The 21,736-nt window shown below is 62.8% G+C and carries 24 protein-coding genes; 1 reads left to right on the top strand and 23 read right to left on the bottom strand.

From position 1 onward, the window contains the following. Positions 1-88 precede the first annotated feature (88 nt). From rplI to rpsF, 4 genes are read right to left on the bottom strand one after another with little or no spacing between them, the layout of a single operon-like run. Positions 89-541: a 50S ribosomal protein L9 gene (gene rplI, locus KVP70_RS09005; RefSeq protein ID WP_008450939.1), complete on the bottom strand. Its 453-nt coding sequence runs from the start codon at positions 539-541 to the stop codon at positions 89-91. Positions 542-575: 34 nt separating this feature from the next. After that, positions 576-866, bottom strand: coding sequence for a 30S ribosomal protein S18 (gene rpsR / locus KVP70_RS09010; RefSeq protein WP_008450941.1), 291 nt, complete (start codon positions 864-866; stop codon positions 576-578). Between the two features lie 15 nt (positions 867-881). Next, the gene (gene priB, locus KVP70_RS09015; protein ID WP_043482237.1) at positions 882-1,187 is read right to left on the bottom strand and encodes a primosomal replication protein N; all 306 of its coding nucleotides are present in this window, start codon (positions 1,185-1,187) and stop codon (positions 882-884) included. 18 nt (positions 1,188-1,205) lie between these two features. Then, positions 1,206-1,592: a 30S ribosomal protein S6 gene (gene rpsF, locus KVP70_RS09020; protein WP_217941836.1), complete on the bottom strand. Its 387-nt coding sequence runs from the start codon at positions 1,590-1,592 to the stop codon at positions 1,206-1,208. A gap of 290 nt (positions 1,593-1,882) precedes the next feature. On the opposite strand from rpsF, the gene lexA reads away from it, so the two are divergent. Beyond that, positions 1,883-2,521, top strand: a complete 639-nt coding sequence (lexA, locus tag KVP70_RS09025) for a transcriptional repressor LexA (RefSeq protein ID WP_217941837.1) — start codon at positions 1,883-1,885, stop codon at positions 2,519-2,521. 30 nt (positions 2,522-2,551) lie between these two features. On the opposite strand, the gene KVP70_RS09030 is transcribed toward lexA, so the two are convergent. From KVP70_RS09030 to leuC, 19 genes are all read right to left on the bottom strand, one after another. Next, positions 2,552-3,046, bottom strand: a complete 495-nt coding sequence (locus tag KVP70_RS09030) for a hypothetical protein (RefSeq protein ID WP_217941838.1) — start codon at positions 3,044-3,046, stop codon at positions 2,552-2,554. A gap of 59 nt (positions 3,047-3,105) precedes the next feature. Continuing rightward, positions 3,106-4,350 carry a cystathionine gamma-synthase family protein gene (locus tag KVP70_RS09035; protein WP_217941840.1) on the bottom strand — a complete coding sequence of 415 codons (1,245 nt, stop codon included), beginning with the start codon at positions 4,348-4,350 and terminating at the stop codon, positions 3,106-3,108. 56 nt (positions 4,351-4,406) lie between these two features. Beyond that, entirely contained in the window at positions 4,407-5,930 is a 1,524-nt protein-coding gene (gene purF / locus KVP70_RS09040) for an amidophosphoribosyltransferase (RefSeq protein WP_070272682.1), read from the bottom strand. Positions 5,931-5,969: 39 nt separating this feature from the next. After that, the gene (locus KVP70_RS09045; RefSeq protein ID WP_217941842.1) at positions 5,970-6,458 is read right to left on the bottom strand and encodes a CvpA family protein; all 489 of its coding nucleotides are present in this window, start codon (positions 6,456-6,458) and stop codon (positions 5,970-5,972) included. Positions 6,459-6,475: 17 nt separating this feature from the next. Next, entirely contained in the window at positions 6,476-7,486 is a 1,011-nt protein-coding gene (locus KVP70_RS09050; RefSeq protein ID WP_217941844.1) for an SPOR domain-containing protein, read from the bottom strand. Between the two features lie 22 nt (positions 7,487-7,508). Continuing rightward, positions 7,509-8,798: a bifunctional tetrahydrofolate synthase/dihydrofolate synthase gene (folC, locus tag KVP70_RS09055; protein WP_217941845.1), complete on the bottom strand. Its 1,290-nt coding sequence runs from the start codon at positions 8,796-8,798 to the stop codon at positions 7,509-7,511. 83 nt (positions 8,799-8,881) lie between these two features. After that, the gene (accD, locus tag KVP70_RS09060; RefSeq protein WP_116990177.1) at positions 8,882-9,754 is read right to left on the bottom strand and encodes an acetyl-CoA carboxylase, carboxyltransferase subunit beta; all 873 of its coding nucleotides are present in this window, start codon (positions 9,752-9,754) and stop codon (positions 8,882-8,884) included. A gap of 108 nt (positions 9,755-9,862) precedes the next feature. Continuing rightward, positions 9,863-10,126: a hypothetical protein gene (locus KVP70_RS09065; protein ID WP_217941846.1), complete on the bottom strand. Its 264-nt coding sequence runs from the start codon at positions 10,124-10,126 to the stop codon at positions 9,863-9,865. Positions 10,127-10,134: 8 nt separating this feature from the next. Further along, complete coding sequence (locus tag KVP70_RS09070) at positions 10,135-10,404, bottom strand: BrnT family toxin (protein WP_217941848.1); 270 nt, start codon at positions 10,402-10,404, stop codon at positions 10,135-10,137. 86 nt (positions 10,405-10,490) lie between these two features. Beyond that, complete coding sequence (gene trpA / locus KVP70_RS09075; RefSeq protein ID WP_217941849.1) at positions 10,491-11,288, bottom strand: tryptophan synthase subunit alpha; 798 nt, start codon at positions 11,286-11,288, stop codon at positions 10,491-10,493. Between the two features lie 10 nt (positions 11,289-11,298). Beyond that, positions 11,299-12,534, bottom strand: a complete 1,236-nt coding sequence (trpB, locus tag KVP70_RS09080) for a tryptophan synthase subunit beta (RefSeq protein WP_217941851.1) — start codon at positions 12,532-12,534, stop codon at positions 11,299-11,301. Then, on the bottom strand, positions 12,497-13,210 hold the full coding sequence (locus KVP70_RS09085) for a phosphoribosylanthranilate isomerase (RefSeq protein ID WP_217941852.1): 714 nt from the start codon (positions 13,208-13,210) through the stop codon (positions 12,497-12,499). Before KVP70_RS09085 ends, trpB begins: the two co-directional genes overlap by 38 nt. Before the next feature lie 9 nt (positions 13,211-13,219). Then, positions 13,220-14,023, bottom strand: coding sequence for a tRNA pseudouridine(38-40) synthase TruA (truA, locus tag KVP70_RS09090; protein WP_217941854.1), 804 nt, complete (start codon positions 14,021-14,023; stop codon positions 13,220-13,222). 48 nt (positions 14,024-14,071) lie between these two features. Beyond that, entirely contained in the window at positions 14,072-16,846 is a 2,775-nt protein-coding gene (locus KVP70_RS09095) for a motility hub landmark protein FimV (protein ID WP_229224707.1), read from the bottom strand. A 213-nt stretch (positions 16,847-17,059) separates the two neighbouring features. Next, positions 17,060-18,187: an aspartate-semialdehyde dehydrogenase gene (gene asd, locus KVP70_RS09100; protein WP_217941855.1), complete on the bottom strand. Its 1,128-nt coding sequence runs from the start codon at positions 18,185-18,187 to the stop codon at positions 17,060-17,062. Positions 18,188-18,215: 28 nt separating this feature from the next. Continuing rightward, complete coding sequence (leuB, locus tag KVP70_RS09105; protein WP_217941856.1) at positions 18,216-19,286, bottom strand: 3-isopropylmalate dehydrogenase; 1,071 nt, start codon at positions 19,284-19,286, stop codon at positions 18,216-18,218. 15 nt (positions 19,287-19,301) lie between these two features. Then, entirely contained in the window at positions 19,302-19,949 is a 648-nt protein-coding gene (gene leuD, locus KVP70_RS09110; protein ID WP_020701796.1) for a 3-isopropylmalate dehydratase small subunit, read from the bottom strand. A gap of 54 nt (positions 19,950-20,003) precedes the next feature. Beyond that, complete coding sequence (locus KVP70_RS09115; protein ID WP_008450980.1) at positions 20,004-20,129, bottom strand: entericidin A/B family lipoprotein; 126 nt, start codon at positions 20,127-20,129, stop codon at positions 20,004-20,006. A gap of 27 nt (positions 20,130-20,156) precedes the next feature. After that, complete coding sequence (gene leuC, locus KVP70_RS09120) at positions 20,157-21,560, bottom strand: 3-isopropylmalate dehydratase large subunit (RefSeq protein ID WP_217941857.1); 1,404 nt, start codon at positions 21,558-21,560, stop codon at positions 20,157-20,159. Positions 21,561-21,736: the final 176 nt, after the last annotated feature.

Below are 21,736 nucleotides of genomic sequence, written 5' to 3' on the forward strand. Positions count from 1 at the left end.
TTACAAATTTATGACGAGAAAAAAGCCGGGCAAGCCCGGCTTTTCAATGTGTTACAACACTTACCAGACGTTTCCGTCTGGAAAAGTATTAGGCAGCTTCGCCTACGACAGCAACAGTCACTTCCACCACCACGTCGGTGTGCAGAGCGACGCTCACTGGGTGCTCGCCAACGGTCTTCAGAGGACCGGTCGGCATGCGCACAGCAGCTTTTTCAACAGCGAAACCAGCTTTGGTCAGCGCTTCAGCGATGTCGAAGTTGGTGACGGAGCCGAACAGACGGCCGTCAACACCAGCTTTTTGCGAAACGTTCACGGTCATGCCGTTCAGTTTCTCGCCTTGAGCTTGAGCAGCGGCCAGCTTTTCAGCAGCAGCTTTTTCCAGTTCAGCGCGCTTGACTTCGAATTCAGCAACGGCGGACGCGGTAGCGCGGCGAGCCATTTTTTGCGGAATCAGGAAGTTACGTGCGTAACCGTCTTTAACTTTAACGACTTCACCCAGGTTGCCCAGGTTGACGACTTTTTCTAACAGAATGATTTGCATAGTTCTTCTCCAGGATCTTATCTAGACGACGCGATTAAGCGTGGTGCAGATCGGTGTAAGGCAGCAGCGCGAGGTAGCGAGCGCGCTTGATTGCGGTGTCAACTTGGCGCTGGTAGTGCGCCTTGGTACCGGTCAGACGTGCTGGCATGATTTTGCCGTTTTCCTGGACGAAGTCTTTCAGGGTGTCGACGTCTTTGTAGTCAACTTGTTCTACGTTTGCTGCGGTGAAGCGGCAGAATTTCTTACGCTTGAACAAAGGATTCTGTTGCTTGCGCTTTTCTTTCAGCTTGAGCTTGTTTTTGTCGAACTTTTTACCGAATGCCATTTTAGGCTCCTGTATCTAAATTGAGCTGTCTGGGACAGCACTAAAATCAATGATGTGAAACACCAGGCTTTTGCTATTGCGATTCTTCTTGTTCAGAAAACCGGTGAACTGATACATGCCTGCCAGTGGCGCCTGACTGAAGCGGCCTGAAATCTCGCCCGCGGCAACCGCGGAAATTTCAAACTCGCTCAATCGGGCGATGCCTGCCTCCATCTGCTGGGATCGGTGCTGGAGTACAGCGTTCACGATCGGCATGCCGGCCGGGGTATAGCGCAAGGCGTCCCGTTCGGCGATGAGGGCAATAAACTGGAGCTGATTCAGCTCGGTTCCTGGCAACAATTAGGCCGCAGGAGCAGCAGCAACTGCTGGAGCTTCGGTGCGATGCGATTTCGCTGCATCTTCACGTTGTACCGACTTCATCATCGGCGAAGGAGCGGTTTCCGCCTTCTTCATCTTGACGGTCAGGTGACGCAGCACGGCATCATTGAATTTGAAGGCGGTTTCCAGCTCGACCAGGGTCTCGTTGTCGCATTCGATGTTCATGCAGATGTAGTGTGCTTTAGCCAGTTTCTGGATCGAGTAAGCCATCTGACGACGGCCCCAATCTTCAACACGGTGCACGGAGCCGCCGCGGGTGGTTACCGAGGCTTTGTAACGCTCGATCATGGCGGGCACTTGCTCGCTCTGGTCCGGATGGACGATAAATACTATTTCATAGTGACGCATGCAAACTCCCTTAAGGACTGTGAATATAGCCCACCCTGGCGTCAAGACAGGTGTGGGAAGAGGTAAGCCCGCGACTATAGCAGCTTTTCCGCCAAAAGACAATCCGGGGTCAAGTCTGACATTCGGACACGGCCTCGACCGTAGTACGAAGCTACGGTCGAGGCCGTGTCCGAATGTCAGACTTGACCCCACCATGAAATTATTTCGTGCTAAGCAACAAATTCCCTTGCATTTCGTCTCACACTGTACAAAAATACAGACTGTCTATATACACAGGCCTAAAGCACTCTATGATCAAGCTCACCGCAAGACAGGAACAAATTCTCAATCTGATCAAGGATGCCATCGAAAACACAGGCTTCCCGCCGACCCGCGCCGAAATCGCCAATGAGCTGGGCTTTAAATCCGCCAACGCGGCCGAGGAGCATTTGCAGGCGCTGGCGCGCAAGGGCGCGATCGAGATCGCCGCCGGCACTTCGCGCGGCATCCGCCTGCTGGGCGTGCACGCCGAGCCGGCCGCCTCCAAGGCACCGGTGTCGCTGATGATGTCGCTGCCGCTGATCGGCCGCGTGGCCGCCGGCTCGCCCATGCTGGCGCAGGAAAACCTGGAGACCAGCTACAGCGTCGATCCGGCCATGTTCTCCTCCCGCCCGGACTATCTGCTGAAGGTGCGCGGCGAATCGATGCGCGACGCCGGCATCATGGACGGTGACCTGCTGGCCGTCAAAAAAGTCGATAGCGCCAAGAACGGCCAGATCGTCGTGGCCCGCATCGGCAACGACGTCACCGTCAAGCGCTACCGCAAGACCGGCTCGCTCGTCGAACTGCTGCCGGAGAACCCGGACTTCAAGATCATCAAGGTCGATCCCGAAGCCGACGAGTTCGCGCTGGAAGGCCTGGCGGTCGGCCTGATGCGCAGCTGGCACTAAGCATTGCGGCAGGACCGGCGGCTTGCGCGCCTAGCGCTTGCCCGCCGTCTCCGGCAGATGCGACAGGTCGCGCGCGCTCAAGGCGATGTCGCCGCGCCGGCCTTCCCACGCGGCCTGCGCCAGCGTGACGGCATCCGCCTGGCGCTTGGCCTCATCCGCCACGCGCACGAACACCTCGCTCATCAACGTCTGCGCGGCGTCCATTTCATCATCTGTCATCAGGTCGGCCAGGTCGGGCGGGATGCTCTTGCCGACCGGGAGCGCGGCATTGTAATTGGCAAGGAACTGGTCGTAGCAGCTGCGCCACGCGGCCAGCGCCCGCGTCACCGCAGGGCCGCCGGCCAGCGCCGGGCGCATCGGGATGTTAGGAGGCTGGCAGTTGAAACGGGCCAGCGCAATATCGGCGCCGTCGTAGTGGCTGGTGTAGTACTCGATCTCGGCCTGCCGCGCCAGGCGGCGGGCCTGCTCGTCGGCGAAGGCGTTAGTCGACAGCACGGTCAAGGCAAGTACCCATGCTGCTCTCATAACACCCCCTCCCGCTTAGCAAAATTGAAAGCTTAGATTATCACAACTCGGCGCGATGCTCAGCAAGCTTCCAGTGCGCAGGTGAAATCGTCCAACAGATCGTCGGTATCCTCGATGCCGACCGACACCCGTATCAACGATTCGGCGATGCCCATCGACGCCCGGCGTTCCGCCCCCATCTCGAAGAAGATGGTGTGCGCCACCGGAATGATCAAAGTGCGCGTGTCGCCCAGGTTGGAAGCCGGAATCGCCAGCTTCAGGCGGTTCAGGAAGTCGAAGCAGTCGATGCCGTCCTTCAGCTCAAAACTCAGCAGCGAGCCGAAGCTGCGGAACAGTTCGCCGGAGATGGCGTGCTGCGGGTGCGACGCCAGGCCAGGATAATAGACGGCGGCCACCCGCTCGTCCGCCTCCAGCAGCCTGGCCAGCGCCATCGCATTGGCGCTGGTGCGTTCCATGCGCAGCGCCAGCGTCTCGGCGCCGACGGCGATGTGGTGCGCCGCTTCCGGCGCCAGCGAGGCGCCGAAATCGCGCAAGCCCTTGGCGCGGATCTGCGCCAGACCCCATTGCAGCGGCGCGGCCTTCTTGTAGTTCTCGTAGATATTCGGGTAGCGGGTCCAGTCGTAGGCGCCGGTGTCGGTCAGGCTGCCGCCCAGGGCGTTGCCGTGGCCGCCGATCGACTTGGTCAGCGCGTTGACCACCAGCCCGGCGCCGACAGCCTTCGGACGGAACAGGTAAGGCGTGGTCATCGTGTTGTCGACGATGTAGAGGATGCCGCGCTGCTGGCACAGCTCGCCGATGCGCTTGAGGTCAGCCACTTGCGTGCGCGGATTGGCGATGGTCTCGACGAACACCACGCGGGTCTGGTCGGTGATGGCGGCGGCGACGTTGGCGACGTCGGTGGCGTCGATGAAGGACACGGCCACGCCCTGCGCCATGGTGGTCTGCCACAGGCTGTTGGTGTTACCAAACAGGAAAGACGACGACACCACATGGTCGCCCGCGCGCAGCAGCGACTGGAACACGGCGCCGATCGCGCCCATGCCGGTGGCGAAGCAGATCGTGCCGACGCCCTGCTCCATCTGGTTGACCTTGTCCTCCAGCGCGGAGATGGTCGGGTTGCCCTGGCGGCCATAGCGGAAGCCCGGCTCCTTGCCCTGGAACACGGACGCCAACTGGCGCGCGTCGGCGTAACCGAAGGCGACCGAAGTGTGGATGGGCTTGTGCAGCGAACCGTGCTCGATGCCCTTCTGGCGATCGTTGTGCAGGATGGTGGTGGTGAAGCCGTAGTTCTTCTTGTCGTTCATATTCAAGCAGTCAAAAAAAAAAGCCCGGTGCGGACTCATCCGCACCGGGCGCGACATCAGCCTTCGGCGGTCGCGAGATTCAGATTCAGTTGCGAGCGTCCAGCGTCCTCGGGGCCGGCGGCCTTGGGATGGTGGCGCGCGTATTCCAGCTTGTCCAGGTAGTCCTTGGAGATGTCGCCGGTGACGTAGACGCCGTCGAAGCACGAAGCCTCGAAGTTCTTCAGCGCCGGGTTGACGTCGGAGATGGCGCGCTTCAACGCGTCGATGTCCTGGTACACCAGGTGGTCGGCGGTGATCTCGCGGCAGACTTCCTCGGTGCTGCGGCCATAGGCGATCAGCTCGTCGCGGGTAGGCATGTCGATGCCGTACACGTTAGGGAAGATCACCGGTGGCGCCGCCGAAGCGAAGATCACCTTCTTGGCGCCGGCTTCGCGCGCCATCTGCACGATCTCGCGGCTGGTGGTGCCGCGCACGATGGAGTCATCCACCAGCAGCACGACCTTGTCCTTGAACTCGGAGGCGATGGCGTTCAGCTTCTGGCGCACCGACTTCTTGCGCGCGGCCTGGCCCGGCATGATGAAGGTGCGGCCGATGTAGCGGTTCTTGATGAAGCCTTCGCGGTATTCCACGTTCAGCGCCAGCGCCAGCTGGATCGCGGCCGGACGCGACGAATCCGGAATCGGCATGACGACGTCGATCTCGCCGTCCTTGAATTCGCGCTTGATCTTCTCGGCCAGGTACTCGCCCATCTTCAGGCGGGTGGCGTACACGGAGGCGCCGTCGATGACGGAATCCGGACGCGCCAGATAGACGAACTCGAACACGCATGGATTGAGCGACGGATTGTCGGCGCACTGGCGCGAATGCAGCTGCTTGTCGGCGTCGATGAAGACCGCCTCGCCCGGCGCGATGTCGCGCACGAAGCGGAAGCCCATGCCTTCCAGCGCCACCGACTCGGAGGCGATCAGGTACTCGGCGCCCTGCTCGGTTTCGTTGATGCCCAGGCACAGCGGACGGATGCCGAACGGATCGCGGAAGGCCAGCAGGCCGACGCCGGCGATCTGCGCCACGGCAGCGTAGCCGCCGCGCACGCGACGATGCAGCACGGTCACGGCTTCAAAAATCGTGTCGGCGTCGATCGAGATGCCGGTGGTGGCTTTCTGGATCTCGTGGGCCAGCACGTTCAACAGCACTTCCGAATCGGAATCGGTGTTGATGTGGCGGCGGTCGTTCTGGAACATTTCTTTTTTGAGCTGTTCCCAGTTGGTCAGGTTGCCGTTGTGCGCCAAGGTGATGCCGAACGGGGCGTTGACGTAGAACGGTTGCGCTTCTTCCTCGCTCGACGAGCCGGCGGTTGGATAGCGGCAGTGACCGATGCCGGAATTGCCTTGCAGCGTACGCATGTTACGGGTACGGAAAACGTCACGAACCAGGCCGTTGGCCTTGTGCATGGCGAACATGCTGCTGTGATTGGTCGCGATACCTGCCGCATCCTGGCCGCGGTGCTGCAGCAGCAGCAATGCGTCATACAGCAGTTGGTTGACAGGTTGATGAGAAACGACGCCGACGATGCCACACATGATGTTGCTCCTGGACTGGGTGCTACTGATTTAAAGAATTCAAAAATTCACATGCTGCGCCATGGCAGCGGGAAGCAAGGCTTTCACCGTATGCGCTCCGGTCTCCGCGAACGGACTCAATAGCGCATCCTTCCAGAATGCTTGTTGCGGTACCGAGGTCATCCCACACAGGATGACACCGGCCAGCACAATGACAAGGCCGCGACCAAAGCCGAACACCATGCCCAGCGCGCGATCGACCAGGCTGAGGCCACCGGCATCGAGCAAGGCGCCCAGCGCCATGGCCAACAGGCCCGTCAAAATCTTCACACCGACAAACAGTGCGATAAAGGCAAGGATCAGCCGCAGCACCTCGCCCGGCACCACCGACGGCAGCATCGGCGCCAGCACGGCGGCGTAGGCATTGGCGACCACGAAGGCCACCACCCAGCCCGCCAGCGACAACACTTCCTTCACCAGGCCGCGCGCCATGCCGATGATGACCGATGCGACCAATACAAAAATCACCAGATAATCAAATATCGTCACGTCGGGCGCCTGCTGGGTCAGACGGTTTCGAGACGGCCGCTCAGGCCCATGGCGCTCAGCTTGGCCCGCACTTTTTCGGCCTCATCCTTGTTGGTGAACGGCCCCACGCGCACGCGGGTGATGTCACCGGACGGCGTCTTTTGCGTGTAGGAGCTGATGCCGGCCTTCTTCAATTTTTCGCGCAGCTCGTCGACCTTGCCCTGGTCGCTCAGCGCGGCCACCTGCAGCACGAATTTCTGGCCGGTTTCGGCGGCGGCCGCAGGCTTGGCGGCGGCCTTGCCTTCCAGGATGGCCAGGGCGCGGGCGTCTTCCGACGTCGCGGCCGGTTTGGCGCTGTCGGCCTGCTTGGCGGCCTTGGCTTCGGCCAGCTTGCGCTCGGCTTCGGCCTTGGCCTTGGCTTCGGCTTTCACTTCGGCCTGCTTGCGTTCGATTTCCAGCTTGTAGTCGGCGTCCTGGCGGGCCTTGGCTTCGTTGTCGGACTTGAGCTTGGCGATGGTTTCCGCTTTGGCCTTGGCTTCGGCCTTCAGTTCGGCGTCGCGCTTGGCGCTGTCGACCTTGACCGGCGCCACCACCAGCGGCGCGGCGGGCTTGGCCGGCTTGACGTCGTCGACGATTTCTTCCCGGCTGTCCAGCGCGGCGCTCTGCGCTACCGGCGCGGCGGCGGCCGGGGCCGGAGTTGGCACAGGCGCGGCCTCGGCCGGCTTGTCCTTGGCGGGAATCTTGATTTCGATATCGGACGCCAGCGGCTTCGGTTCGGAGTCGAGCACCATCGGCAAGCCGATCGCGACGCCCAGCGCCAGCGCGATGGCGCCCACGAGGCGGCGGCGCGCGCGTTTCTTTTCAGGCAACACCGGATCATCCGCTTCGCGGTCTTTGCTGCGGCGGGAGTTGGCGGAACCATCGGCCGACGAGGCGCGCTTGGAGCGTGCGCGCTCCGACGCGGCCTGGTCATCTGCGCTGGTGTAATAGCCGCTGTCCTGACCAGCGGTCTCTTGCTTGTTTTTACCGAGTTTCGAGAACAAGCCCATGCGTGATTTCAGTCCTGTGCGTTCAATGGAATGCGGATTTTCGTGCCGCCATGACGCCGGCGACCGTGAGGAAAGATCCAAAGACCACAATTCTATCATTCTCCCCGGCTCGGCTGATCGCATTTGCATAGGCTGCGGCCGGATCGTCGAAGATATTGATGGTGCGCTCGGCTTTTTCCGCCTGCACGATTTGCACCTTGGCCGCCAGTTCCGAGGCACTGGCCGCGCGCGGCGACGGCAGGTTGGCCAGGCACCAGTGGTCCACATGCTCGGACATGGCGGCGATCACGCCGTCGATATCCTTGTCGTGCATGGAGCCGAACACGGCGTAGGTGTAGGGGTGGAAGCCCATATTGCCGAGGTTCTGGTTCAGCGCCGAGGCCGCGTGCGGATTGTGCGCCACGTCGAGGATCACGGTCGGGCGGCCAGGCAGCACCTGGAAGCGGCCCGGCAGCTCCACCGTCACCAGGCCGGTGCGCACTTCCTGCGCGCCGACCGGCAATTCCATCTTCAGCGCTTCCAGCGCAGCCAATACGGCCGCGGCGTTGAGGATCTGGTTGGCGCCGCGCAGGCTAGGATAGGCCAGCGAATTGCGGCGCTGCGAGCGGCCGCCGTAGTTCCACTGCTGCTTGTCGCCGGAATAGTTGAAGTCGCGGCCCATCAGCCACAGGTCGGCGCCGATAGCCTCGGCGTGGTCGATCAGCGATTGCGGCGGCACCGGGTCCGAGCAGATCGCGGTCTTGCCGGCGCGGAAAATGCCGGCCTTCTCGAAGCCGATCGCCTCGCGCGTGTCGCCCAGATAGTCGGTATGGTCGATATCGACGCTGGTGACGATGGCGACGTCGGCATCGACGATGTTGACCGCGTCCAGGCGGCCGCCCAAACCCACTTCCAGGATCGCGACGTCCATGCCGGCGCCTGCCAGCAGGTGCATGATGGCCAGCGTGGTGAATTCGAAGTACGTCAGCGGGGTGTCGCCGCGCACCGCCTCGACCGCATTGAAGGCGGCCACCAGCACTTCGTCGCTGGCCAGTTCGCCGTTGATGCGGGCGCGCTCATTGAAGTCCAGGAAGTGCGGCTTGATGTACAGGCCGACCTTGTAGCCGGCGCGCATCAGCACCGATTCCAGCATGGCGCAGGTCGAGCCCTTGCCGTTGGTGCCGGCGACCATGATGACCGGGCAGCTGAAGCTCAAATGCAGGCGCTCCTTGACGGCGAGTACGCGGTCCAGGCCCATGTTGATGACGGTTTCGGCGTGGCGCGACTCAAGCAGTGCAAGCCAGGCGGGCAAAGTAGTTGGGAGATTCGGCATGATGGGGGCTCAGAAATGAAAAACGGCGCGCAGGCCGGCATGATAGCCGATTGCGCGCCGTAGCGTGGGGAACTGGCCGAATCTTAGGCCAGTACCTCTACAGCTTGATTTTGCAGCAGTGCCATCAGACGGGCGATTTCTTCGCGCATCTTGCGGCGGTCGACGATCATGTCGACGGCGCCCTTGGTGACCAGGAACTCGGCGCGCTGGAAGCCTTCCGGCAGTTTCTCGCGCACGGTGTTTTCGATCACGCGCGGGCCGGCGAAGCCGATCAGCGCTTTCGGCTCGGCGATGACGACGTCGCCCATGAAGGCGAACGAAGCGGATACGCCGCCCATGGTCGGATCGGTCAGCACGCTGATGAACGGCAGCTTCTTGTCGGACAGCTTGGTCAGCATGGCGGTGGTCTTGGCCATCTGCATCAGCGACAGCAGGCCTTCCTGCATGCGGGCGCCGCCGGTGGCGGTGATGCAGATGAACGGTACCTTCTGTTCCAGCGCCACTTGCGCGCCGCGCACGAAGCGCTCGCCGACCACGGAGCCCATCGAGCCGCCCATGAATTCGAATTCGAAGCAAGCCACGACGCAAGGCAGGCTCATGATGGCGCCGCCCATGACGATCAGCGCATCGGTCTCGCCGGTGGCTTCCATGGCTTGCTTGAGGCGGTCAGGGTATTTCTTGCTGTCTTTGAACTTCAGCGTATCGACCGGCAGCGTGTCCATGCCGATTTCATAGCGGCCGCCGGCGTCGAACAGGCTGTCGAGGCGTTCACGGGCGCGGATGCGCATGTGATGGTCGCATTTCGGGCAGACGTGCAGGTTCGATTCCAGATCGGTGCGGTACAGCACGGCTTCGCAGGACGGGCATTTGACCCACAGGCCCTCGGGCATGGTCTTGCGTGCGGCAGCGTCGGAACGCTGGATACGTGGGGGCAGCAGTTTTTCCAACCAACTCATAAATTCTCCTTGCAGCTAACTTGTGGCCGAAGTGTAGCCGTTTCTCGCCCCTCTGTCGAACTTTGCAGTACAACAATTTTTAAGGTTCGTCATGGAATTGGCGGGTTTTTAGAGTGATTCCCCTACTACGGCTTGTGCCTTTTCGCGTTGCAAAGGAGGCAAATCTATCTCAACCTTATAGCCCGTATAGACAATATTTCTTAAATAAATTTGTATTACCTGTTCAGGCGACAAGCCGATTTCGTCGCCAATTACCTTGAAGTAATCGATATCGGTATGAGCCAAGCCGATAGTCAATGTCCGCCCCATCAGCTTAGCGATCGGGTGGGGAACAGACACATATTTAGAAACATCCAACTCTTCGTCGCACATACGTTACCTCATCGATAAAATTTCGTTTCCGCCGGGGTTGCTTTGCGAGCAGAAATAAGACGTATGGTTTCACTCCTCCGGTAGCAATGGCATACAAACAGCAAGCGGCCACGTTGACTGAACCCGATAGCGAAAAACCTATCCTCGCCGTTCGAGTGGGCCTCATCCCGTATCAATCTAACGTCAAAGTCTTTAAAAACGGTCTTTGCCTCGTCAAAGCTGACGCCGTGCTTTCGCAGATTGGCAGCAGCCTTACGTTGATCCCACTCGAAACGCACGGCCGCTCTCCTTCAACATAGCCAGTACTGAACTATGTATCAAGGTGAGCGGTCGGGATTTGACGGCCAAGGGTGCCGGCGCGGGTTTAGGCGTCGAGCGCGGCGCGGATGCCGCTGACGAAAGATTGCACGGCGGCCACGGCGCCGTCCTTGCCGGCGTTTTCGATCTCCTGGATGATGCGGCTGCCGATGACGACCGCGTCGGCCACCTCGGCCACGGCGCGCGCGGTGGCGCCGTCGCGGATGCCGAAGCCCACGCCGATCGGCAACTGCACGTGCTTGCGGATCGCCGTCAAGCGCTCCGCCACTTCCACCGTGTCGATATTGCCGGCGCCGGTCACGCCCTTGAGCGAGACGTAGTAGCTGAAGCCGCCGCCAACCTTGGCCACCTGCGCGATGCGTGCCTCGGTCGAGGTCGGCGCCAGCAGGAAGATCAGGTCCAGCTCGGCGGCGCGCATGGCGGCCGCGAACTCTTCACACTCCTCCGGCGGGTAGTCGACCACGATGGCGCCGTCCGCCCCCGCCGCCTTGGACTTGGCGATGAAGGTGGCCGCGCCGATGCGCTCGATCGGATTGGCATAGCCCATCAGCACCACCGGCGTGCTCTGGTTGGTCTTGCGGAACTCCGCCACGTAGCCGAACACGTCGTGGATGCCGACGCCGTTGGCCAGCGCCCGCTCGCAGGCGCGCTGGATCACCGGGCCTTCGGCCATCGGGTCGGAAAACGGCACACCGAGTTCCAGGATGTCGGCGCCGCCGGCCACCATGGCGTGCATCAGCGGCACCGTCGATTCCGGCGACGGATCGCCGGCGGTGATGAAGGTGACCAGCGCGGTTTTGTTGTGCGCCTTCAGGGCGCTGAAAGTTGCTGCGATTTTGGACATGTCGTTTTCCTTAGTTGAAGTTCAAACCCATACGTTCTGCCACCGTATGCATGTCCTTGTCGCCCCGGCCCGACAGGTTGGCCAAAATAATTTGATCCTTAGGCAAGGTTGCCGCCAGCTTGGCCGCGTAGGCCAGCGCGTGCGACGATTCCAGCGCCGGGATGATGCCTTCGATATGACAACAGTCGTGGAAGGCCTTGAGCGCCTCCTCGTCCGTGATCGACACATATTCCGCGCGACCGATGTCCTTCAGGTAGGCGTGCTCCGGCCCGACGCCCGGATAGTCGAGGCCGGCCGACACCGAATGGGTCTCGATGATCTGGCCGTTCTCGTCCTGCAGCAGATAGGTGCGGTTGCCGTGCAACACGCCCGGGAAACCCTTGGTCAGCGAAGCGGCGTGCTTGTCGCCATCGAGCCCCTCGCCCGCCGCCTCGACGCCGATCAGGCGCACCTGCTTCTGGTCGATATACGGGTAGAAGATGCCCATGGCGTTGGAGCCGCCGCCGATGCAGGCGACCACGCAGTCCGGCTGGCGGCCGGTCATTTCCGGCATCTGCACCAGGCACTCCTCGCCGATCACCGACTGGAAGTCGCGCACCATCATCGGATAGGGATGCGGGCCGGCCACGGTGCCGATGATGTAGAAGGTGTTTTCAATATTGGTGACCCAGTCGCGCATGGCTTCGTTGAGCGCGTCCTTCAAGGTCTTGGAACCGGACTCCACCGGCACGACGGTCGCGCCCAGCAGCTTCATGCGGTAGACGTTCTGCGCTTGGCGCTTGACGTCCTCGCTGCCCATGTAGACCACGCACTCCAGCCCGAAACGGGCGCAGATGGTGGCCGTGGCGACGCCGTGCTGGCCGGCGCCGGTCTCGGCGATGATGCGCGGCTTGCCCATGCGCTTGGCCAGCAAGGCCTGGCCGATGACGTTGTTAATCTTGTGGGCGCCGGTGTGGTTCAGGTCTTCGCGCTTGAAGTAGATCTGCGCGCCGCCGGCCAGCTCGGACCAGCGCCTGGCGTAGTAGATCGGCGACGGCCGGCCGACAAAGTGCTTGAGCTCGTAACGGAACTCGTCGAGGAACTCGGGATCTTTGCTGTAGCGCTCGTAGGCTTCGTTGAGCTCGGCCAGTGCGTAGGTCAGCGTTTCGGCGACGAAGGCGCCGCCGTAGGGGCCGAAATGGCCTTTTGCATCGGGAAAATTGTAGTCTTTAGCGTGGAACAACGGCTTCGCTGGGGCGTTCATCATGATGGGTTTCGCTTTCGTTCATGGTATCTCCGGCCCGCACCGCCGCGACAAAGTCGGCGATCTTGCGGGCATCCTTGATCCCCCTGGACGCTTCGACACCACTGCTGATGTCGACGGCGTAGGGGCGTACACCGACCACCGCGTCAGTCGCGTTGTGTACGCTCAAGCCACCACTTAAAACGACCCGAGGCGCGAGATCTTTTGGAATGAGAGACCAATCAAAACCCTTTCCTGCACCGCCATAGGCATCCACATAGGTATCCAGCAACAGGCTGGTGAACAAGGGACTGGCGGCGCGGCATCGCTGCTCGTATTCTAGCAAATCGGACGGAAGTGTGTCGGGTTTGACGCGGAACACCCGCATGAACTGTCGCCCGGCCGCCGCGGCGATGACGGCGGACTGTTCCACCGTCTCGTCGCCGTGCAGCTGGATCAGCGCAATCGGCGCCACTTTGCAGGTGGCGGCCACCTCTTCCGGCGTGGCGTTGACGAACAGGCCGGTGCAGGTGATGAAGGGCGGCACGGCGCGGATCAGCTCGGCGGCCTGTTCGGGCGTCACGTAGCGCGGGCTCTTCGGATAGAACACGAAACCGATCGCATCGGCGCCGGCCGCCACCACGGCATGCACATCTTCCAGGCGGGTCAAACCGCAAATCTTGATACGCGTGCGTGCCATGTTGATCCTTTAAAACCAGGGCAAGGCGCTGGTGGTCTCCAGCGGCAAGTCCCATTTGGGGTCGTAGTCGATTTTCGCCAGGTACAGGCCGTCCGGCATGAAGGTCGGCGCGGCGGCGTGGCGGTCCTTGGTTTCCAGCAGCTGGCCCAGCCATTCCGGCCGTTCGCGCCCGGTGCCAATATAAACCAGCGATCCGACCAGGTTGCGCACCATGTGGTGCAGGAAGGCGTTAGCGGTGATGGTGAACACCACCAGCTCGCCGTGGCGCTTGATCTGGATGTCGTGCATCAGCTTGACCGGCGACTTGGCCTGGCATTGCGCCGCGCGGAAGGCGGTGAAGTCGTGCCAGCCCAGCAGCGGCGGGATGGCCTGCTGCATCAGCGCCACGTCCAGCTGACGGAAGCAGAAGCCGGCGCGCCCTTCCAGCAGCGGCGAGCGGGTCGGATTGTTGTACAGCACGTAGTGATAGGTGCGGGCGCGGGCGCTGAAGCGGGCGTGGAAGAAGTCGTTGACGCTGGGGTCGCCGTCGAGCTGCTTGGCCCAGCGCACCGCGATCGACGGCGGCAGAAAGGCGTTGACGCCGCGCACCCAGGAATGGGTGTCGCGCACCAGCTCGGTGTCGAAGTGCACCACTTGTTCCAGCGCGTGCACGCCGGTGTCGGTGCGGCCGGCGCAGGTGGTGGCCAGCGGCACCCTGGCGAATTTCTCCAGCGCCTGTTCAAGCTTATCCTGGACCGTGTGGCCGTCCGCCTGTTTCTGGTAGCCGTTCCACGCGGTTCCGTCGTACTGGACGCCGATTGCTATCCGTTTCAATTGCTGCCCGATGTCGTGTCAGAGTCAGCCATTATATACGGAGCGGCCTTACCCCAATTGGGCGCGCATGGCGTTGGCCTTGGCGATCTGGTCGTCGCTGCCGCCGCGCAGCACTTCGTCCAGCAGTTCGCGCGCGCCTTCCTTGTCGCCGATTTCCTGGTAGGCGATCGCCAGGTCCAGCTTGGTGTCCATTTCCATGTGGTGCGCCGACAGCGTGTCGTCGCGGCCTTGGGCCGGTGCGGAATCGGCCGCGGCCGGCACGCCGGAACCGCCCAGTGCGGTATCGAGGTCGAGGTCGATGCCGGACAGGTCGAACTCCTGCGCGGCCGGCGCCGGCGCGGGCGTGACCTCTTCCGCGCCTTGCAGCGCGTCGGCGAAGTCGCCGGCGTCGAACTCGGCGGCCGGCGCCGGCGCTGGCGCGGGTGCTGGAATTGCCGGAATTTCAAAGTTCATCAAGTCGAGGTCCAGCGGATCGCTGCTGGCCGACGGCAAGCCCGGCGCCACGGTCTCGGCCGGCAAGTCCAGGCCGAAGTCCATGCTCAGGTCTTCCACCGGCGCAGGCGCAGGTTCCGGCGCCGGGGCCGGAGCGGCTGGCGCATCGAAGGCCAGGTTGAAGGCGTCTTCCGGCATGGCTTCCGGCTCGGCCGCGGGGGCTGGTGCCGGCGCGGCGGCGGCCGGCTCGAAACTCAGGCCGCCCAGGTCGAAGTCCATCAGGTTGTCGGTTTCCGCCGCCACCGAAGCGGGCGACACCGAGGCATCGGCCGCCTGCGGCAAGGCGGTATCCATCTCGCTGCCGAAATCCATCAGATTGCCGTCGCCGGCCGCAGGCGGGGCGTCGAAGCCCAGGTCCAGGTCCAGGCCAGCGGGGGCCGGCGCCGGCGCTGGGGCCGGTGCGCTGAAATCGTTGCTGAAGTCCGATGCGCTGAAGGCGGCGGCGCTGGCGGCGACACCGGCGGCAGCCACGACCGGCGCAGCGGCAAACATGCTGTCGGCGTCAGCGCCGCCTTCGACATACAGCGGATTGCTCGGGTCCAGGGTGCGGCCCATGGCGGCCGCTTGCGCCCATTCATCGCCCTGGCCGCGCGTCATCGAATACAGCTCGGAGGCCTGGCTCTCGAACGCGCGCGCGTCCTTGCGGGTGACGTAGATTTCCAACAGCTTCAGGCGCACCGCATGGCGCTCCGGATGGCTGCGCAGCGCCTCCTTCAGGATTTCTTCGGCCTGGGCGTCGCGGCCGTAGGCGATGTAGACGTCGGCTTCCGCCACCGGATCGACTTCATTGGTGTCGAGCTGGCTGGCCGATGGCGCGAAGTTGGAATTGAACACGCTGTTGTTGGTGTCGACGCTCTGGCCGCCGGCGTCGGCGATCAAGGCCTGCGACGGAATCGCGGTGTCGCCGAGGATGCTGCCCTCTTCCTTCGGCACCTCGAACTTCTTGCGGCGGCGCGAAGCGATCAGCGCGCCGGCGCCGGCCAGCAGGGCTGCGGCCGCCAAGCCGACGTATTGCAGGTTGTCCATGATCGTCTCGAACAGGCTAGGTTCGAGTTTCTTCGGCGGGATCACCAGCGTGCGCTTGGGCTTGGCCGGCGCCGATGCTTCGACCTGGGCCGATGCCGGTGTCGAAGCCGATGCCACGGCGGAAGCCGAAGCGGACGGTTTTGCGGTGTCGGCGCCGGCCTTGTTCTTCACCGCCATCAGTTTTTCCAGGTCGTGGACGTTCTTCTCCAGTTCCTTGGTGCGGGCGGCGGCCTCGTCCAGTTCCTTCTGGTGGGCGATCTTGTCTTCCACCGCCATGCCGGTCTTGCCCGCGACCGGCGCCCCGGACGTGGTTTTCGACAGGGTCAGCTTGTCCTTGGCGGCGTTGACGGCGTTCGGCTTTTCCTCGACCTTGGCGGTGATCTTGCCCGACACGTTCTGGCTGGTGTCCGGCTCCTTGGCTGAAGTGCTGTTGGCCACCTGCCCGGCCAACTTGGCGCGGTAGGCGTTGAAGTCGGCCGCGTGCGCGACCACCACGCCACGCGCCTCGCCTTCCGGCGCGGTGTTGCGGATCGTGTCGGCGTCCGGCACGGCCAGGATCTGGCCCGACTTCAGGCGGTTCATATTGTTGCCGGAGAACGCTTCCGGGTTGGCGCGGTACAGCGCCACCAGCATCATGTCCAGCGACACGTCGACCGGCTTGACCTGGTTGGCGATGCGGGTCAGGTTGTCGCCGGATTTGACGGTGTACTCATTGGCGGCGGGCTTGGCCGGCGCGGCCGGCTGGCGCACTGGCGCCGGCGTGCTCGGCGCCATCGGCGCGGCGGCCGGCGCCGCCGCGGCGGCGGGTGCGGAAGGCGCGGCCGGGGTGGCGTTGCGGCCCAGGTCCACCGGCGCGGCCACTTGCGGCGCTTGCGTCGCGCGCATGTCGGCCGGGTCCAGCAGGAAGGTGTATTCGCGAACCATGCGGCCGCCGGTCCAGTTCAGCTCCAGCAGCATGTCGACGAAGGGCTCGTTGACCGGCTGGCTGGACGTTATGCGTATCAACTGGCGGCCATTGCGCTGCTCGACTTCGAAGCGCAGCGACAGCAGGGTCGGATTGAAATCGATGTTGGCGGTGCGGAAGGCTTCAGCCGGCGCCAGCTTGGCGACCAGCGCGCCCGCTTCGTCCGCCGAGACCGCCGTCAATTCGATCTCCGCCCGCAGCGGCTGCCCCAGCGACGATAAAACCGTCAGCTTGCCTAGCCCGGCGGCGTTGGCGGACGCCACTAACACCGCACTGGCGACAGCCCCAGTGAGCGTCTTCAACGCGAAGGAAACAATGCTGGAGCGAGTGGGTACGTGCATAGTGGGCGGCATCTGGTTGTCAGAGGGAAAATGTTACTTTCCCAGATATATCAACATATCATCATGCTCCAGAGCATGCAAGCTTTGCACGATGTTTCTCTAGTGATACATGAGGATGTGTAACGTCTATGCCTACTTTAAACCAAAAAAAGGGGTTTCCCCTATGAGAACTCATAGAGAAAACCCCTTCTGCTTTAACAATTGCCGAGAAGCTTACTTGTCCAGCACGATGCGCAGCATGCGGCGCAGCGGTTCGGCCGCGCCCCACAGCAGCTGGTCGCCGACGGTGAAGGCCGACAGGTAGTCGTCGCCCATGCTCATCTTGCGCAGGCGGCCGACCGGGATCGTCAGGCTGCCGGTGGCGGCGGCCGGCGACAGGTCCTTGACCGACGCTTCACGGGTGTTCGGCACCACTTTGACCCACTGGTTGTTGGCGGCGATGATGTCGTGGATCTCGTCGATCGGCACGTCCTTCTTCAGCTTGATGGTCAATGCCTGCGAGTGGCTGCGCATGGCGCCGATGCGCACGCACAGGCCGTCGACAGGGATCGCTTTCGAACCGAAGTCCGCGCCCAGGCCCAGGATCTTGTTGGTCTCGGCGCCGCCCTTCCATTCTTCCTTCGACTGGCCGTTGCCCAGGTCCTTGTCGATCCACGGGATCAGGTTGCCGGCCAGCGGCGCGCCGAACTGCCTGGTCTCTTCGGCAGTTAAACCGTGCTGGGTGGCCAGCACCTGGCGGTCGATCTCCAGGATCGCGGAAGCAGGATTGTCCAGCAGCGCTTTCACCGACGAATTGATCGTGCCGAACTGGGTCAGCAGCTCGCGCATGTGCTGGGCGCCGCCGCCCGACGCCGCCTGGTAGGTCATGGACGTCATCCACTCGACCAGGTTGTGCTGGAACAGGCCGCCCAGGCCCATCAGCATGCACGACACGGTGCAGTTGCCGCCGATGTAGTTCTTCACGCCCTTGCCCAGCGCGTCCTTGATGACGTGCAGGTTGACCGGGTCCAGCACGATGACGGCGTCCTTCTCCATGCGCAGCGTGGAGGCGGCGTCGATCCAGTAGCCGTTCCAGCCGGCCGCGCGCAGCTTGGGGAACACTTCGGTGGTGTAGTCGCCGCCCTGGCACGAGATGATGATCTCGCACTTTTTCAGTTGGTCGATGTCGGTCGCGCTTTTCAGTTTGGTTTCATTCTTCGCCATCGCCGGGGCGTCGCCGCCCGGGTTCGAGGTGGTGAAAAACACCGGTTCGATGTGGGCGAAATCGCCCTCTTCCTGCATGCGCTGCATCAGGACCGAACCAACCATGCCGCGCCAACCTACCAAGCCTACGAGTTTCATTTTCTTTCCTTCTAATGATTTATACGATTTACACCAAAGCCTTGACCACGGCGTCGCCCATCTGTTCCGTGCCGACCTTGGTGGTGCCGGCTTCGTAGATGTCGGCGGTGCGCAGGCCTTGCGAGAGCACGTGCTTGACGGCGTTCTCGATGCGGTCGGCCTGTTCGGCCCTGTTCAGCGAGTAGCGCAGCATCATCGCGGCCGACAAAATCGTCGCCAGCGGATTGGCGATGCCCTTGCCGGCGATGTCGGGCGCGGAACCGTGCGACGGCTCGTACAGGCCCTTGTTGTTGGCGTCCAGCGAGGCCGACGGCAGCATGCCGATCGAACCGGTCAGCATCGAAGCCTGGTCGGACAGGATGTCGCCGAACATATTGCCGGTGACGAGAACGTCGAACTTCTTCGGCGCGCGCACCAGTTGCATGGCGGCGTTGTCGACGTACATATGTTCCAGCGCGACGTCGGGGTATTCCTTGTGCACGTCGGTGACGATGTCGCGCCAGAACTGGAAGGTTTCCAGCACGTTGGCCTTGTCGACGCTGGTCAGGCGCTTGTCGCGCTTCTGCGCGGCCTGGAACGCCACGTGGGCGATGCGGCGGATTTCGCCTTCGGCATAACGCATCGTGTCGTAGCCTTCACGCTGGCCCTTGAAGGCGCCGTCCGGGCACTCGCGCACACCGCGCGGCTGGCCGAAGTAGATGTCGCCGGTCAGTTCGCGGATGATCAGGATGTCCAGGCCGGACACCACTTCCGGCTTCAGGGTCGAGGCGTTGGCCAGTTGCGGGTACAGAATGGCCGGACGCAGGTTGGCGAACAGGCCCAGGTTCTTGCGCAGGCCCAGGATCGCCTGCTCGGGACGCAGCGCGCGTTCCAGCGTGTCGTACTGGTAGTCGCCGACGGCGCCGAACAGCACCGCGTCGGCCGCCTTGGCCAGCGCCAACGTGCCTTCCGGCAGTGGGTGGCCGTGGGCCGCGTAGCCGGCGCCGCCGACCGGCGCGCTTTCCAGCTCAAATTGTTCGCCCAGCACGTTCAGGACTTTGACGGCTTGCGCGATGATTTCCGGGCCGATACCGTCGCCCGGGAGGATAGCGATTTTCATGAGTAGTTTTCGAGATTAGATGACGTTGGCCAACCAAGGTTGGGTTGCCAGATGGCGCTCTTCGAAGCCGCGGATAGCGTCGGCGTGACGCAGCGTCAGGCCGATATCGTCGAGCCCGTTCATCAGGCAGTATTTGCGGAAGGCGTCGATCTCGAAGGGATAGGAGACGCTGCCATTGCTGGTGGAGATGCGCTGCTGTTCAAGGTCGACCACCAGACGGTAACCGGGGAAGGCCTTGACTTCATTGAACAGATGGTCGATCTGCGTTTCGGATAAAACGATGGGCAGCAAGCCGCTTTTGTAGCAGTTGTTGAAGAAGATGTCGGCGAACGACGGCGCGACGATGGCGCGGAAGCCGTACTGGTCCAGCGCCCACGGCGCGTGCTCGCGCGAGGAGCCGCAGCCGAAGTTCTTGCGGGTCAGCAGGATCGAGGCGCCCTGGTAGCGCGGCTCGTTGAGCACAAACTCCGGATTGAGCGGACGCACGCTGTTGTCCTGGCCCGGCTCGCCGTGGTCCAGGTAGCGCCATTCGTCGAACAGGTTGGGACCGAAGCCGGTGCGATGAATCGACTTCAAAAATTGCTTCGGAATGATGGCGTCGGTGTCGACATTGGCGCGGTCCAGCGGGGCCACCAGTCCTTCGTAGATCGTAAATTTATCCATGATTCTCGTTCGGGTTGTGCGACGGCGGACCGTCGCGGCCCGCCGTGCTGCGGTTTATTTTTTGGTCGAGGCGCCTTCCAGCGACTCACCGACCTTTTTGACGTCCTTGCCGAAGCCGTTGACGGTGTTGCAACCGGTCAGGATCAGCGCGATGATGGACAGGGCGAATAGTTTTTTCATGTTGGGTCTCTAGGGATGGTTAAGACATCAACGCAGCGTGCGCACGTCGACAAAGTGGCCGGCGATACCGGCTGCCGCCGCCATGGCGGGAGACACCAGATGGGTGCGTCCGCCCTGACCTTGGCGTCCTTCAAAATTGCGGTTCGAGGTGGAGGCGCAGCGCTCGCCCGGTTCCAGGCGGTCGGCGTTCATCGCCAGGCACATCGAGCAGCCCGGGTCGCGCCATTCGAAACCGGCGTCCTTGAAGATGCGGTCCAGGCCTTCCTTCTCGGCCTGGTCTTTCACCAGTCCGGAGCCCGGCACCACCATCGCCAGCTTGACGTTGGAGGCGCGGTGCTTGCCGCGCACCACGTCGGCGGCGGCGCGCAAATCCTCAATGCGCGAGTTGGTGCAGGAGCCGATGAAGACCTTGTCGATGCGGATGTCCTCGATCGCGGTGTTCGGCTTCAGGTTCATGTAGACCAGCGCCTTTTCCATCGCATCGCGCTTGACGCTGTCTTTTTCCAGGTCCGGGTCCGGCACGCGGCCGTCGATCGCCACCACCATTTCCGGCGACGTGCCCCAGGTCACCTGCGGCTTGATCTCGGCGGCGTTGAGCGTGACCACCAGGTCGAACCTGGCGCCGGCGTCGCTGTGCAGCGTGCGCCAGTAGTCGACCGCGCGGTCCCAGTGCGGACCGGCCGGCGAGAAAGGCCGGCCCTTGACGTAGTTGATGGTGACGTCGTCGACGCCGATGATGCCGGCGCGCGCGCCCGCCTCGATCGCCATGTTACAGACCGTCATCCGGCCTTCCATCGACAGCGCGCGGATGGTTGAACCGCCGAACTCGATACAGTAGCCGGTGCCGCCGGCGGTGCCGATCTTGCCGATGATGGCCAGCACCACGTCCTTGGCGGTGACGCCGGCCGGCAGCGCGCCGTCGACCTGCACCAGCATGGCCTTGGATTTCTTTTGCAGCAGCGTCTGGGTGGCCAGCACGTGCTCCACTTCCGAGGTGCCGATGCCATGCGCCAGCGCGCCGAAGGCGCCGTGGGTCGAGGTGTGCGAGTCGCCGCAGACCACGGTCATGCCCGGCAGGGTCGCGCCCTGCTCCGGCCCAATCACGTGGACGATGCCCTGGCGCTTGTCGTTCATGTTGAAGTAGGTCAGGCCGTAGGACTTGGCGTTCTTGTCCAGCGTTTCCACCTGCAGGCGCGAGACCGGGTCGGCGATGCCGTCGGCGCGGCCGGTGGTCGGCACGTTGTGGTCGGCCACCGCCAGGTTGGCGGACACGCGCCACGGCGCGCGGCCGGCTTCGCGCAGGCCGTCGAAGGCCTGCGGGCTGGTGACTTCATGCACCAGGTGGCGGTCGATGTACAGGATCGTGGTGCCGTCTTCTTCGGCCTTGACCACGTGGGAGTCCCAGAGTTTGTCGTAAAGCGTCTTCATCATAATTTATGAGTACTGCAGCTGCCTGTGTGAGTGATCCACTTCGATTATGCCATATTGTGCAATGCGGTAGCGGCCGCCGCTGTCAGGCCTCGTGAGCCGATGCAGTTCCGCCTACTGATACACTTTTTATGACTCCTTTTGCCAAATTCGGAAATGCAAATAAAAAAAGCCTGCGT

Origin of the sequence: Duganella violaceipulchra (assembly GCF_019166075.1) — a bacterium.
In the GTDB taxonomy this organism is placed as follows: Bacteria; Pseudomonadota; Gammaproteobacteria; order Burkholderiales; family Burkholderiaceae_D; genus Rugamonas; species Rugamonas violaceipulchra.

Excerpts from the sequence above, each read along its gene's own strand:
- trpB (WP_217941851.1), bottom strand. The coding sequence starts at position 12,534 with ATGATGAACGCCCCAGCGAAGCCGTTGTTCCACGCTAAAGACTACAAT.
- purF (WP_070272682.1), bottom strand. The coding sequence starts at position 5,930 with ATGTGTGGCATCGTCGGCGTCGTTTCTCATCAACCTGTCAACCAACTG.
- KVP70_RS09085 (WP_217941852.1), bottom strand. The coding sequence starts at position 13,210 with ATGGCACGCACGCGTATCAAGATTTGCGGTTTGACCCGCCTGGAAGAT.
- asd (WP_217941855.1), bottom strand. The coding sequence starts at position 18,187 with ATGAAACTCGTAGGCTTGGTAGGTTGGCGCGGCATGGTTGGTTCGGTC.
- rplI (WP_008450939.1), bottom strand. The coding sequence starts at position 541 with ATGCAAATCATTCTGTTAGAAAAAGTCGTCAACCTGGGCAACCTGGGT.
- KVP70_RS09115 (WP_008450980.1), bottom strand. The coding sequence starts at position 20,129 with ATGAAAAAACTATTCGCCCTGTCCATCATCGCGCTGATCCTGACCGGT.
- KVP70_RS09030 (WP_217941838.1), bottom strand. The coding sequence starts at position 3,046 with ATGAGAGCAGCATGGGTACTTGCCTTGACCGTGCTGTCGACTAACGCC.
- KVP70_RS09065 (WP_217941846.1), bottom strand. The coding sequence starts at position 10,126 with ATGTGCGACGAAGAGTTGGATGTTTCTAAATATGTGTCTGTTCCCCAC.
- rpsF (WP_217941836.1), bottom strand. The coding sequence starts at position 1,592 with ATGCGTCACTATGAAATAGTATTTATCGTCCATCCGGACCAGAGCGAG.
- leuD (WP_020701796.1), bottom strand. The coding sequence starts at position 19,949 with ATGGATAAATTTACGATCTACGAAGGACTGGTGGCCCCGCTGGACCGC.
- trpA (WP_217941849.1), bottom strand. The coding sequence starts at position 11,288 with ATGTCCAAAATCGCAGCAACTTTCAGCGCCCTGAAGGCGCACAACAAA.
- lexA (WP_217941837.1), top strand. The coding sequence starts at position 1,883 with ATGATCAAGCTCACCGCAAGACAGGAACAAATTCTCAATCTGATCAAG.
- folC (WP_217941845.1), bottom strand. The coding sequence starts at position 8,798 with ATGCCGAATCTCCCAACTACTTTGCCCGCCTGGCTTGCACTGCTTGAG.
- leuC (WP_217941857.1), bottom strand. The coding sequence starts at position 21,560 with ATGATGAAGACGCTTTACGACAAACTCTGGGACTCCCACGTGGTCAAG.
- KVP70_RS09050 (WP_217941844.1), bottom strand. The coding sequence starts at position 7,486 with ATGGGCTTGTTCTCGAAACTCGGTAAAAACAAGCAAGAGACCGCTGGT.
- KVP70_RS09035 (WP_217941840.1), bottom strand. The coding sequence starts at position 4,350 with ATGAACGACAAGAAGAACTACGGCTTCACCACCACCATCCTGCACAAC.
- rpsR (WP_008450941.1), bottom strand. The coding sequence starts at position 866 with ATGGCATTCGGTAAAAAGTTCGACAAAAACAAGCTCAAGCTGAAAGAA.
- leuB (WP_217941856.1), bottom strand. The coding sequence starts at position 19,286 with ATGAAAATCGCTATCCTCCCGGGCGACGGTATCGGCCCGGAAATCATC.
- accD (WP_116990177.1), bottom strand. The coding sequence starts at position 9,754 with ATGAGTTGGTTGGAAAAACTGCTGCCCCCACGTATCCAGCGTTCCGAC.
- KVP70_RS09095 (WP_229224707.1), bottom strand. The coding sequence starts at position 16,846 with ATGCACGTACCCACTCGCTCCAGCATTGTTTCCTTCGCGTTGAAGACG.